This is a genomic window from Photobacterium kishitanii (assembly GCF_000613045.3).
GTDB classification, from domain to species: Bacteria; Pseudomonadota; Gammaproteobacteria; order Enterobacterales; family Vibrionaceae; genus Photobacterium; species Photobacterium kishitanii.
Genome location: NZ_LN794352.1, coordinates 930,847 through 943,651, shown reverse-complemented (window position 1 = coordinate 943,651; position 12,805 = coordinate 930,847). Strand labels below are relative to the sequence as shown.

The window sequence follows — 12,805 nt, the reverse complement described above, 5'->3', positions numbered from 1 at the left end:
CGAGAACAACAGAATGTCCCCTAAGTCTCAATCAAGCCTGTTAACTAAACGCCGGTTTTTACCTTATTTTCTTACACAGGCCTTAGGGGCATTTAACGATAATGTTTATAAGAACATTCTACTTATTTTTATTGCTTATGCCTCAGTACATACGCTTCCACTTAACGCTGATTTATTAATTAATTTAGCTGCTGGATTATTTATCCTTCCGTTTTTCTTATTTTCAGCCTCTGCCGGTATTCTTGCTGATATTTATGATAAAGCTAAAATCATGCGTATGGTTAAACTGGCAGAAGTCATTATTATGTCTTGTGCGGCCATCGCCTTTATTTACCAAAGCTATTTATCATTACTGTTTTTACTGTTTCTAATGGGCACTCAATCTGCTTTCTTTGGGCCGGCTAAATATGCTTTATTACCGCAACACCTTAAAAAAAGCGAATTAGTCTCTGGTAATGCACTGGTTGAAACAGGTACATTCCTTGCCATTTTGCTAGGTACAATTATCGCTGGCGTGATCGCTAATAGTGATAATGGGCGTTATATTGCCGCCATTAGTGTCATTATCTTTGCTATTTTAGGCTATCTCGCATCGCTAGCTATTCCAGCGGCACCACCAAGTCAACCGCACCTTAAATTTCATTGGCGTCCATGGCAGCAAACACGCCACACCATGAAAATTGCTCAACAAGATAAAATCATTTTCCAATGTATTCTTGGTATTAGTTGGTTTTGGTTCCTTGGCGCTTGTTACTTAACCCAATTCCCAAATTTTGCGCGCACCAATTTAGGCGGCCAAGCATCATCTGTCTCTTTTTTATTAACCTTGTTCTCTATCGGCATCGCTATTGGATCAATGCTATGTGACCGTCTATCACAGCACCGAGTTGATCCAGGGATTGTACCTATTGGCTGTTTTGGGATCAGTTTTTTCGGTTTGGGGTTATACGTTATGACACCCAATGTGATTCCCGTCAGCAACTCAATAATGACATTCATTGCCCAACCATCATTATGGCCGGTCTTTATCTCGTTATTATTGCTTGGCGTGGCCGGTGGTATTTTCATTGTGCCGCTATATACCCTTATGCAGCAACGGGCTAAAGAAGATCAACGCGCTCAAATTATAGCCGCCAATAATATTTGGAATGCGGTCTTTATGGTGATTAGTGCCATTGCAGCAATTGTTTGCTTATCTTTATTACAATTATCTATTCCACAATTTTTCTTATTACTGGCAGGATTAAACGGACTTGTCTTAGTTTATATCTATTTCCAAGCTCCTGACTTTTTCTGGCGCTTTATCGTATGGATTGTGACTCACACCATGTATCGTGTCCGTCATAAAAACCTAAACAATCTGCCTCAGCGTGGCGGAACGTTATTAGTGTGTAATCATGTTAGTTATATGGATGCGCTATTATTAGCTGGCGCTTGTCCCCGCCCAATTCGATTTTTAATGGATAAAGATATTTACAATCTCCCCGTTATCAATGCCTTTTGTCGTGCTTGCAAAGCAATACCTGTCGATGCCAATGATCGTAAATCAGTACGAACGGCATTTGCTCAAGTGGCAACATATTTAGAAAATGGCGATATTGTGTGTGTATTCCCTGAAGGTCACCTAACTCAAGATGGCGAAATTGCTCCCTTTATGCGTGGTATTGATTTAATTATTAAACGCTCAAACGTTCAGGTTATTCCAGTAGCTTTACAAGGCTTATGGGGCAGTTATTTTAGTCGTGAGGGTGGGCATGCTTTACTTAAATGTCCTACTCGTTTTTGGTCTAAAGTAACCATAGTTGCAGGTAATTGTGTACCTTCAGAGGAAACTAATAGTCAATTACTGCGCCAGCAAGTGATAACATTACGTGGTGACCTGCGCTAGTCAATAAACAGCCCAATGGGGTTTAACCGATAATAAAAAGGCGAAGCTATTATGCTTCGCCTTTTTATTAATATTAGCATTGCTTTTATGCTTGTGTCGCTAACCACTGCGCTAACTCTGTGCGTGAAATTTTCACACTTTGCGTAAAGCTCTCAGGTAATTCAATATAGCGAATTGGGCGCTTATAAGGTGCCACGTTTTGCGATATATAAGTGACTAATTGATCTATCAAATAATTATCTAACGGTTGAGCGGTTGTTAATATAGCTACTGGTCTAGCACCAAAATCATGATCCGCAACCGGTAACACAATCACTTGGTTAACCGCAGGATGTTGTAATAATACCTGTTCAATATCTTCTGGCTGTACATTTTCACCACCAGAAATAAACATATTATCAGCTCGACCACGAATAAATAACTCGTCATCATGCCACTCACCTAAATCTTTGGTTGCAAACCACTCATCGTCGTCATTACATCCTACCAAAGAGAAAATAGTACGATTACGGTAATACCCCAAACATAACACTTTACCACTCACCCAAATTTCACCATCACGTAAAATAAGCTTGCGGTAAGGTAAAACGGTACCGACACCAGGACTACTATTAGCGCGTTTAGCCGTTATCGTCGACGCCATTTCTGTCATCCCATAGCCGCTCCAACATTCAATACCGACTTGTTCAGCTGCCGTAGTTAAACTGACTGGAATCGTCGCGCCACCTAATAATACCTGCTGTAGTTGATGTTGCTGTGCGTATTCAGAATCAAGAAAACGTTGCAGCTGTGTCGGCACTAATGACGCATGACTGACCCATTGCAAGGCTTGTTGTTGCAATTCTGGCTCAACCACGACAATTCTTGCACCACGGTATAACCACCGCCAAACAATGGCTAAGCCTGAAATATGGAATAACGGTAATGACAGTAACCAGCTGTCATCAGCGGTAAATGTCATTTGTTTTAATAATCCACTCGCACTAGCTAAATGTGACTGCGCATGATGTACCACAGCTTTAGGAGCGCCCGTCGAACCCGATGTTAATGTCAACGTAACTGGACGATGCTCTTGCCACATAACAGGAATAAGACGATTAGACGTCGTATCCATCATTAATGAGATCACTTTCCCTGGTAATTGTTCAGCAAGCTCCGCGCTTGAGCACCAAAGATAATCATTACCTAATAGTGCTAATTGCTCCGTAAGTGCTTTGGAGGGCAATTTAGGATTAAGGCCCACATAACGCGCACCAACACGAATTATTGCCAGTAATAGCCATAGTAAATCAATACTATTCGGTGCAACGACTGCAACTAATTGATCGCGCTTTACACCTTGAGCAACTAACCGTTGCGCATATTTTTCAATATTCGCTGTAACTTCAATCCAATTCCACGAAACAGCGTCTGCATTTACATCACCTAATGCAATCGCAACCTCTGTTGGTCGTTGCTCGGCCCAATATTGCCAAGGCCACATCTGAAATGCTGCTTTTATTTGTGCCATACTACGTCTAATTCAGATAAAGGGATCACCGGCAGTTCACAGCCCGGCCATGACTGCATTAATTGAGCTTGAAATAATTGCATTGTATCTAACCCAGGGATCACATTAGGGGTTTGCCATTGTGCTAAACGTGCCAACTGATTTAAACCTAAACTTGATTCAATACTTGAGCTAATTACAGCAATTAATCCGGCAGCATGTGCTTGCTCGATCAATGAAATACAACGTTCAAGCGAACCTATCAATGTCGGTTTAATAATAATAGCTGCAACACCTGGCTCTGCTTTTACTTCAAACCCAGCATCGCGTACTGTTTCATCCCAAGCAATATTAATTCCAGTTTGTTGTGCAAATGCCAAACTATCGCTAGGTTCACGACAAGGTTCTTCTAAAAAGGCAATACCAGCGCGGTGTTCAGGTTTAACATATTTAGCAAATTGTTGCGCTTTTAACGGCGTCCATTGGCGATTAGCATCTAGTCGTAATCGCATATCGGGAATGGCTTCAAGAAGCATATTGGCAACAATACCATCACGTACTGCTTCATACATTCCGACTTTAATCTTAGCGACTTTATCACCAGGCATTTGGTTCAAACGTACCACCAAATCATCAGGATCCCCTGAACATAATGGTGCAACCAAATAATTACCAGTAACGGGAAGTTCAGCCGCTAACTCCGCCATTGCACAACTAATACCAAAAGCGACTGATGGAAATGCAGTATCAAGCTCAAGCGCTTCACCCGCAACCCATTGTGAAAGTAACTGTTGTGCTTGCGCCCCCGCTTCTGCGGTCGTCTCAATACTAAATTCAGGTAATGGCGCAATTTCACCATAAGCCCGTTGTTGATCTTGGCATAACTCAATCACCCAACCTTCGCGTGTAACCAAACGTTGATCACGCAAAATAACCCCAGAATCCATTGGGAGTTGGTATTGAAATAACTTAGCGCTACGCATTACATTTCCCTTATAATTCACTATCACTTTGCGACGACATTACTTATCAATAAACGCTAATAACGCCGTTGTAAAAGCAATAGGTTGTTCAATATGAATATTATGACCAGCATTATCTATAACAGTAACATTTAACCCACAAGCCGATGCTAATTGACAAAACTTAGTATCACGCTCACCACATAGATAATGTATAGGTAAAGAAAGCTGTTGTAATTGAGGCAATAACTGTGGCTGTTTAGCAAGTGAAGTTGCTAACATCATTTGTGCAATACCAGAACCTAAATTATCACTCCGTTTCACCACTAATGCTTGTTGTTGCGCCACCGTCAATGAACTAAAAACAGGTTGTTGATACCAGTCTTGTAGTACCTCAACTAATGGCTGTTGCGCAAAGCGAGCAGCCCAGCGCTGATCATGCTGATAACGGGATTCACGTTCGGTAACAGGCAACCCAAAATGGCCGCCTTCAAGTAACACTTTCATTAATCGTGGTGAATTAACCGATGATATTGAGTGATTTGCCAACGCACAAGCATGATACATAGCCAATCGTGCGCCCATTGAATAGCCAATCAGCACATAATCACCCACCCCACGCTGCTTTAATGTTGCAATTAACGCTTGATGAATAGCCTCAAAACCACCATCAATTGCCTCAGTTGTCATTTCAGCATTAACAAAAGCACTCAAACCATGGCCTGGTAAATCGATAGTAATACATTGTTGAGTGGCTGCTAATTGACTAATCACATACCGCCAATCACGGCCATTACCTAGTAAGCCATGTAGAAAAACCAGTGTCGGCTGGGAAACGCTAGTTTTAACGCCAAAGGTTTCAGAATAAAGTAGCATGCTCTACCTCAGCAAATAACACTTTAAGCATCTCACCTGCTTCACCCGCTGGTGTTTTGATCTCAACTAATGTGGTACCAACTTCAAGTTGACCGTCACGAATTGCAGTTTCAGCCGCCATCAATGATGTTGGTGCACAATAATTTAACCCAAACATCGCTGCAGCATGACTAAATTCAAAACCATGAGGCATACGATAAAAATCATCTTTTTGCTGAGCAGGTACCGGTAACATATCAAAAATACCGCCACCATCATTATTCGTTACAATAACAACCAGCGGATATTGTTGTTGCTTCAATAATGCCAATGAATTGAGGTCATAAAGTAACGAGGTATCACCAATTAAGCACACTAAAGGTGCTTTTCGAGCTCGTTGCACACCCGCCGTTGTCGCGATTAAGCCATCAATACCAGATGCACCACGATTAGCAAATGTCGCTGTTGGTGGTAATTTAGCGCACATATCCAATAAGCGAACAATCATACTATTGCCCAAAAACAATTCAGTTTGAGGTGTAATCCAATTCATGACGTGCGCAGCTAAACCTAGTTCTGAAAAATGTCTACTGTGGCTCATCACAATATCAAAATAACGCTCAGAGGCCTCAGTCAATGGTTGTGCCCATTGTGAATGAGGAGAATCAAGCGTTAATGACAGTGCAGTTTGTGCCCACAGTTCAATATTTGCTTGAATACGTTGACTACGACGGTGATTAGGATCTAATCGACCAGCTAGTGGGTCTATCAATAAAAAAGACTGCCATGTCTGATTGCTAATCAAGTGTAATAAACGTTTGGAAACTAAACGGCCACCAAATTGCAATAAGACCTGTGCTTGTTGAAGATACTGCTGACTGGCGCTATTTTGTAACCAACCGTCAAAACCTGCATAGTCACTACTGCCACCCGCTTGCGGATCCACCAGCAATGGCCAGCCTAACGCAGTCGCTAATTGTTGCACGGCATTAAGTTCATTCGCGGCGAGTCGACCTGCAACAATCACCCCTTTTTGCGCACATAATGCTTGCCACTGCAAATGGTTAATATCGGCAGTAGTTGCAGAAAGTAAAGCCTGATGCTGACAATACGGGCTATGATCCTGTTGCCACTGTAAAATAGGCATCAAATAGTCGCTAAAATCGACATCATCGCCATATAACGGCTCAGGATAATGACAATTAAAATGAACCGAACCACCACGAAGTTGCTGTTGCTGCATCACATCATCAACAGCACACAATAACCAATTCGGGCTAATGTCTAAACTTGGGCTCGGTATATCTAAAAAGTGGCTAACATGATCAGAAAAGATACCATGTTGTCGAATCGCTTGGTTGGCACCACATTGAATCAATTCTGCAGGACGATCAGAGGTTAATAACACCAGCTTCTCACCAGTAAGTCCTGTTTCTGCCACCGCTGGTAATAAATTCGCAACAGCCGTACCAGAGGTCACTATAACGGCAACTGGAGATTGGGATGCTTTGGCTATCCCTAACGCTAAAAAACCTAGCCCTCGTTCATCAAAATGAGTATGAATAGTGAGTTGGGTTAATTTTGCTGCCGCCAAAGTCAGTGGTGTAGAACGAGAGCCAGGCGCAATACAGACATGCTGAACCCCAAGTCTCACTAACTCTTCAAGTATTAAACTAGCCCAGCAGCCATTCAATGCTGCACGGTAGGATTGGCTAGTTATTAATGATGGCTGCATCATGCGCTTTTGTATCCCATATTATCCATAACTTTACTATTATCAAAATCAGGCTGCTCAAACAAACTACATAAAGTTGACGTTTTACGGTCAAGCTCTTTCCATTCACTATCGGCAACCGATCCCGGCACAATACCTGCACCAGCAAATAAATGTAAATCATCACCGCTAATCATGGCACTACGAATTGCAACACAAAACTCACTGTGTTTTTGACCAATATAACCAACAGCGCCACTATACCAACCACGCGCAAAAGGTTCATGATCAGCAATAAAGTTTAACGCTGCATCGCGGGGTAAACCGGCAATAGCTGCCGTTGGCTGTAAACTATCAAGCAAATTAGCACTAAACACATCATTATTAAGTTGACCATCAATGCTACGTTTCAAATGCTGCACTTTACGCAACTGCACTAATTCAGGCACAGGGGCAACATTCATAGATTCACATTGCGGCACTAAACGTTCAACAATATCATCAACAACTAAACGATTTTCATAACGATTTTTAGTATCTGCTAATAGCCATTGAGCCAATTGTTGGTCTTCTTGGCTATCGACTCCACGACCAATCGTGCCCGCAAGCGCTTCCGTTTGTAAAACACGATCATGGCGCTGAAATAACCGTTCAGGCGTTGAACCGATAAAGCAATGTTCAGCATCTAATGCCATCAAAAAATGAAAGCTATTACTGTTACTTGCACGACTTGCTTTAAGTAATTGTGCTGGTAATACTGGATGATCAAGCTGTAACGTTGTCCGTCGAGCTAGCACTACTTTTTCAAACTCATCATTAGCAATGCCTGTTAATGCTTGTTCAATCATCGTTGACCAGCCCGCAAAATCAGGACTATAGCTGCGACTTAAAATACGGCTATCAATATCCGTCACCACTTCAGGTTTAGTCGCTATTTTTTTCAACATATTTAACATCAATGACTTATCATCACTCATGTTCGCTGCAAGATGCCATTCACCATCAAAACGAATGATTTCAAGCAGTGGCAAAAAGAAAAAAGAGGATAGACAACGACGATTACGATCGGTGCGACCATCAAACGAGCGTCCTCCCCATACGCGCTGATCATCACTAATGACTTTTTCAGCCGTTAATGGATCAGTAAACGTTCGAATTTGCCCTAATGCCACTACTTCCTCACGACAATCTCGGGATTGCCAGTAAAATTTAGGAAATAAAGGTTGTGCATCCATCCAATCAATTAAATCAGTATTTGCAGGTAATTCTAGTTTCACTAGTAATCGTTGTGTTGTTACTGATGCTTGTTTAATTTTAGCAACCAATAATTCAACAGCTTGTTGTAACGCAGTCAAGATAACCTCGCTCAGCTCAATATCACCAATACGGCTCATCCCTGGCTGAAAGATAAAAATATGCCAATCATGGACATACTTGATTCTTTGCTAAAAATAGTCATTATTTCAACGCTTACCTAATGAGGCAAATCATTGATTATCAGCAAAGAAGAATGATCCGTGTATTCTACCTCACTCAATAGCATCTGACTAATGAAGTAAACATCATTCCTTTTGGGGATATTTCAGCACAAATAGCTAAACCTTAATGGTAACTCTAGTTAATACCGCAGCTACTATGGGTTCTTAATAACACAAAACACTATTTTTCCAAATATTGTGCTAAAAGGTGTTCCTTTAAACCAGTTTTATAGTGTAATTTGTGGGTATACCAAAAATTATCATCAGGAAAGTATTATATGCAAAATTTCGGGATGTCATCCAAGCTCAATAATGTTTGTTATGACATACGTGGTCCCGTTCTTAAGCATGCTAAGCGCATGGAAGAAGAAGGCCAAAAAATACTTAAACTTAATATTGGCAACCCTGCCCCATTTGGGTTTGATGCCCCTGATGAAATTCTGGTTGATGTGATCCGTAACTTGCCAACCTCGCAAGGTTACTGTGATTCAAAAGGTATTTACTCTGCGCGTAAAGCCGTTGTCCAGCATTACCAAAAATGTGGCTTATTAGATATTGATGTTGAAGATGTTTTTATTGGTAATGGCGTATCAGAATTGATTGTGATGGCGATGCAAGCATTGCTCAATCATAAAGATGAAATTTTAGTGCCTTCGCCTGATTATCCATTATGGACAGCCGCTGTGTCACTCTCTGGTGGTACCGCAGTACACTATACCTGTGACGAGCAATCTGATTGGTATCCTGATCTTAATGATATCAAGAAAAAAATTGGCCCACATACCCGCGGTATCGTGCTGATCAATCCCAATAACCCAACAGGTGCAGTTTACAGTCGTGAATTTCTATTAGAAGTCGTTGAAATCGCCCGTCAGCATAATCTGATTATTTTTGCCGATGAGATCTACGATAAAATTCTTTATGATGGTGCTAAACACACCTCGATTGCGCCGCTAGCACCAGATGTATTCTGTATTACCTTCAACGGTCTCTCTAAATCATACCGCGTTTGTGGCTTCCGCGCTGGCTGGATGGTGTTATCTGGTGCCACACATAAAGCCAAAGGCTACATTGAAGGCTTAGAAATGCTTTCTTCAATGCGTTTATGCGCCAATGTACCAATGCAGCATGCGATTCAAACCGCACTTGGTGGCTATCAAAGTATCAATGAATTGATCTTACCTGGCGGACGCTTATTAGAACAACGCGATAAAGCTTATGATTTATTAACTCAAATTCCGGGGATTTCATGTGTAAAGCCAAAAGGGGCGTTATACCTATTTCCGAAATTAGATCAGAAAAAATTCAAAATTGTCGATGACCAGCGCTTTGCAATGGACTTCTTACTTCAAGAAAAAGTATTAGTAGTTCATGGTACTGGCTTTAACTGGAAAAAGCCGGATCACTTCAGAATTGTAACGCTACCTCGAGTAGATGATTTGGAACAAGCAATGACCCGCTTGGAACGCTTCCTGCATACTTATCGTCAATAACGACTAAGTCAATAACAGCACTGAGCAGTAAAATATACTCAGCCTCGGTTCCCCCGAGGCTTTTATTTATCTGCACTAAAATGCTTACCAAGTAATTCCCCTATCATCCCCACACACTTGGTATACTCAATCCATCAATATTTCGCTATGAGGGACCATCCCATGGAAAAAAGCCACTTTTTTGCTCATTTAGCACGAATGCGTTTAATTCAACGCTGGCCATTAATGCGCAGTGTTGAAACTGAAAACATTTCAGAACACAGTCTGCAAGTTGCTTTTGTCGCCCATGCGCTAGCATTAATTAAAAACCGCAAATTTGCAGGTAATGTCAATCCTGAACGCATTGCTCTATTAGGTATGTTTCATGATGTCAGTGAAGTCATTACTGGTGATATGCCAACGCCGATAAAATACTTCAACCCAACGATTGCTGAAGAATACAAAAAGATCGAGCTTGCCGCCGAGCAAAAACTGCTGTCGATGTTACCGCAAGAATTTCATGATGATTATGCGCCGCTCCTTGATAGCCATAAGCTCGATCCTGAAAATGCAGCTATCGTCAAACAAGCTGATACCTTGTGCGCTTACCTTAAATGTTTAGAAGAATTAAGTGCAGGCAATCATGAATTCACTAAAGCAAAAAAACGCCTTGAAGAAACCTTAGCTGAGCGTAGAACACCAGAGATGGATTATTTTCTGGCCACTTTTGCCGATAGTTTTAATCTAACACTCGATGAGATCAGCTAATGGAAAACTTTACTCTTGATCCTCGTTGGCAGCAGCGTCATAGCAACGAGCAAAAAATGCGTCGAGATGATCACCGTTCAGCCTACCAACGTGACCGAGCTCGAATCCTACACTCGGCAGCATTTCGTCGCCTGCAAGCAAAAACCCAAGTCCACGGCGCAGGTAACCATGACTTCTATCGTACCCGTTTAACTCACTCGCTTGAGGCCTCACAAATCGGCACTGGCATTGTGGCACAATTAAAATTAAAACAGCCCCAATTCCATTCGCTATTATCATCAACCAGCCTGATGGAAAGTATCTGTTTAGCCCACGATATTGGTCATCCGCCATTTGGTCATGGTGGTGAAATCGCACTTAACTATATGATGCGTAATCACGGTGGTTTTGAAGGTAATGCGCAAACATTTCGTATCGTAACGCTATTAGAACCTTATACCGAACATTACGGAATGAACCTCTCACGACGGACCTTATTAGGGTTACTAAAATACCCCGCATTATTGAGTCAAACTACTGCTACAAAGCGAGCGGATGACGTTACTAACTTTCGCCATTTAAAAGCCAAGCTATGGTATCCCGCCAAAGGTATCTACGATGATGATAAAACTGTCTTTGATTGGGTATTAGCGCCACTTTCAGAACATGATCGCCAGTTATTTAAACAAATGCGTAGTCACAGCCATTTACCTCAGCAACACCATAAAACACGCTTTAAATCACTTGATTGTTCAATCATGGAATTGGCTGATGATATTGCTTACGGTGTCCATGATCTTGAAGACGCTATCGTGATGGGCATCGTTAATCGTGATCAATGGCAAGAAGCCGTTGCATCAAAAATCGCCGAATGTGGTGATCCTTGGCTAGAACAGCGAATTGGTGAGATCAGTGAGCATATGTTTGCCAGTCATCACCAACGTAAAGATGCTATCGGCGCGCTCGTTAATGCCTTACTGACTTCAATTAAAATCGCTCCGACACTGCAAGACGGTATCCATAGTTTTGAAGAACCACTATTAAAATGGAACGCATACCTGTCACAACCAATGGAAAATGCACTTAATGTGCTGAAGCAATTTGTCAGCGATTATGTGGTTAAAAAACCTGAGATTCAGTTATTGGAATATAAAGGTCAGCAATTAATCATGGAATTATTTGATGCTTTTGCATCAGATCCTGAACGCTTATTACCGGAAGCAACTCGTAGACATTGGCAAAGCGCGGTTGATAAAGGTGACAATGAAATGCGAATTATTGCAGATTATATTTCAGGCATGACTGATGGTTTCTCGCAGCGACTGTACAATACCCTATTTCAGCCATCGATTACGCTGGAAATAGGTAATGAAGGGCATGGAGTGTAGAGGTTCGAGGGGTCGAGGGTTCGAGGGTTCGAGGGTTCGAGGGTTCGAGGGTTCGAGGGTTCGAGGGTTCGACATTCTCAATACCCTCAACTCATAGTCAAGTATCAATAATAAATTCTCGTTACTTACTGTTGCAAACTCGTTCCTACTCTTCCTCGCCACTCGCAAACTTATCCCTGTTCTGCTCTTCCCTTCCTTCTCACAAATAATTCTTCTCAAACACCCCTTGCGGCATTTGCTTAATTTGAAAATCTATCATGTGATTAAAAGTCGTCAACAAGGGACTAAATTTATCATTATCGGCCTCAAAAGCAGACAAGGCTAAATAACCGGCTTCTACTGTTGATACTCCCTGCTCTTTAGGGGATTTACGAATACGATAATTACCACTATCAGCATTATCTAGATTCACCAAAGGCAGATGGTGTAAGTTAGTTGCCAATTGCCACATTTTATAAGCTTTTTTCCAAGTACCATCTAATACAATAACCGTTTGCAAACGATCATTACTTGCTGTTGCAGCAACACTTGATATTGGCACCGCCCCCTCTCCTGGGTAAACGATATACACATCACGTTCAGGCTCAGCAAGTAAGCGATTGAGCTCATCATTAGTAGAAAAATCTTCTCCTACCCAAAGTCGGCTATTTGGTAGAGAAAGTGATAATATTCTTGCGGTACCTATCGCACGTTTAATTTCTGATGGGTGCTGTAAGATCCAAATTTCAGTTGTTGCTGTGATGGTTTCAATCCAGTGACAGATACAGGCTTTTTTTGCCTTACCACAGTATTCACAATACCGACTCATTGAG

The 12,805-nt window shown here is 41.7% G+C and carries 10 protein-coding genes; 4 read left to right on the top strand and 6 right to left on the bottom strand.

The features are described 5' to 3' along the window. Window positions 1-13 precede the first annotated feature (13 nt). Entirely contained in the window at window positions 14-1,888 is a 1,875-nt protein-coding gene (locus tag PPBDW_RS04725; RefSeq protein ID WP_036793715.1) for an MFS transporter, read from the top strand. 85 nt (window positions 1,889-1,973) lie between these two features. Here PPBDW_RS04725 and menE read toward each other — a convergent pair whose 3' ends face one another. Genes menE through PPBDW_RS04700 form a run of 5 tightly spaced genes read right to left on the bottom strand, consistent with a single transcriptional unit; the run spans window position 1,974 to window position 8,302 of the window. Next, window positions 1,974-3,398, bottom strand: coding sequence for an o-succinylbenzoate--CoA ligase (menE, locus tag PPBDW_RS04720; protein WP_036793714.1), 1,425 nt, complete (start codon window positions 3,396-3,398; stop codon window positions 1,974-1,976). Then, complete coding sequence (gene menC, locus PPBDW_RS04715) at window positions 3,386-4,360, bottom strand: o-succinylbenzoate synthase (protein WP_036793712.1); 975 nt, start codon at window positions 4,358-4,360, stop codon at window positions 3,386-3,388. Before menC ends, menE begins: the two co-directional genes overlap by 13 nt. A gap of 39 nt (window positions 4,361-4,399) precedes the next feature. Beyond that, window positions 4,400-5,215 (bottom strand): 2-succinyl-6-hydroxy-2,4-cyclohexadiene-1-carboxylate synthase, encoded by an 816-nt coding sequence (gene menH / locus PPBDW_RS04710; protein ID WP_036793709.1) that lies wholly within the window; start codon window positions 5,213-5,215, stop codon window positions 4,400-4,402. After that, window positions 5,199-6,932: a 2-succinyl-5-enolpyruvyl-6-hydroxy-3-cyclohexene-1-carboxylic-acid synthase gene (menD, locus tag PPBDW_RS04705; RefSeq protein ID WP_424022318.1), complete on the bottom strand. Its 1,734-nt coding sequence runs from the start codon at window positions 6,930-6,932 to the stop codon at window positions 5,199-5,201. The genes menH and menD overlap by 17 nt, the downstream gene beginning before the upstream one ends. Continuing rightward, the gene (locus tag PPBDW_RS04700) at window positions 6,929-8,302 is read right to left on the bottom strand and encodes an isochorismate synthase (protein WP_081045087.1); all 1,374 of its coding nucleotides are present in this window, start codon (window positions 8,300-8,302) and stop codon (window positions 6,929-6,931) included. The genes menD and PPBDW_RS04700 overlap by 4 nt, the downstream gene beginning before the upstream one ends. Before the next feature lie 362 nt (window positions 8,303-8,664). On the opposite strand from PPBDW_RS04700, the gene PPBDW_RS04695 reads away from it, so the two are divergent. The 3 genes from PPBDW_RS04695 to PPBDW_RS04685 all read left to right on the top strand — a co-directional run bounded on the left by PPBDW_RS04695 (window position 8,665) and on the right by PPBDW_RS04685 (window position 11,993). Continuing rightward, window positions 8,665-9,879 (top strand): pyridoxal phosphate-dependent aminotransferase, encoded by a 1,215-nt coding sequence (locus PPBDW_RS04695; RefSeq protein WP_036793708.1) that lies wholly within the window; start codon window positions 8,665-8,667, stop codon window positions 9,877-9,879. A 162-nt stretch (window positions 9,880-10,041) separates the two neighbouring features. Continuing rightward, a complete protein-coding gene (yfbR, locus tag PPBDW_RS04690) occupies window positions 10,042-10,626 on the top strand; it encodes a 5'-deoxynucleotidase (protein ID WP_036793705.1) in 585 nt (194 codons plus the stop codon). Beyond that, window positions 10,626-11,993 (top strand): anti-phage deoxyguanosine triphosphatase, encoded by a 1,368-nt coding sequence (locus PPBDW_RS04685; RefSeq protein WP_036793703.1) that lies wholly within the window; start codon window positions 10,626-10,628, stop codon window positions 11,991-11,993. The genes yfbR and PPBDW_RS04685 overlap by 1 nt, the downstream gene beginning before the upstream one ends. Window positions 11,994-12,192: 199 nt before the next feature. On the opposite strand, the gene PPBDW_RS04680 is transcribed toward PPBDW_RS04685, so the two are convergent. Next, window positions 12,193-12,801: a tRNA-uridine aminocarboxypropyltransferase gene (locus tag PPBDW_RS04680; RefSeq protein WP_036793702.1), complete on the bottom strand. Its 609-nt coding sequence runs from the start codon at window positions 12,799-12,801 to the stop codon at window positions 12,193-12,195. Between the last annotated feature and the right edge of the window lie 4 nt (window positions 12,802-12,805).

Coding starts and splice junctions, on each gene's coding strand:
- menC (WP_036793712.1), bottom strand. CDS start 4,360: ATGCGTAGCGCTAAGTTATTTCAATACCAACTCCCAATGGATTCTGGG.
- menH (WP_036793709.1), bottom strand. CDS start 5,215: ATGCTACTTTATTCTGAAACCTTTGGCGTTAAAACTAGCGTTTCCCAG.
- yfbR (WP_036793705.1), top strand. CDS start 10,042: ATGGAAAAAAGCCACTTTTTTGCTCATTTAGCACGAATGCGTTTAATT.
- PPBDW_RS04725 (WP_036793715.1), top strand. CDS start 14: ATGTCCCCTAAGTCTCAATCAAGCCTGTTAACTAAACGCCGGTTTTTA.
- PPBDW_RS04700 (WP_081045087.1), bottom strand. CDS start 8,302: ATGAGCCGTATTGGTGATATTGAGCTGAGCGAGGTTATCTTGACTGCG.
- PPBDW_RS04685 (WP_036793703.1), top strand. CDS start 10,626: ATGGAAAACTTTACTCTTGATCCTCGTTGGCAGCAGCGTCATAGCAAC.
- menE (WP_036793714.1), bottom strand. CDS start 3,398: ATGGCACAAATAAAAGCAGCATTTCAGATGTGGCCTTGGCAATATTGG.
- PPBDW_RS04695 (WP_036793708.1), top strand. CDS start 8,665: ATGCAAAATTTCGGGATGTCATCCAAGCTCAATAATGTTTGTTATGAC.
- PPBDW_RS04680 (WP_036793702.1), bottom strand. CDS start 12,801: ATGAGTCGGTATTGTGAATACTGTGGTAAGGCAAAAAAAGCCTGTATC.
- menD (WP_424022318.1), bottom strand. CDS start 6,932: ATGATGCAGCCATCATTAATAACTAGCCAATCCTACCGTGCAGCATTG.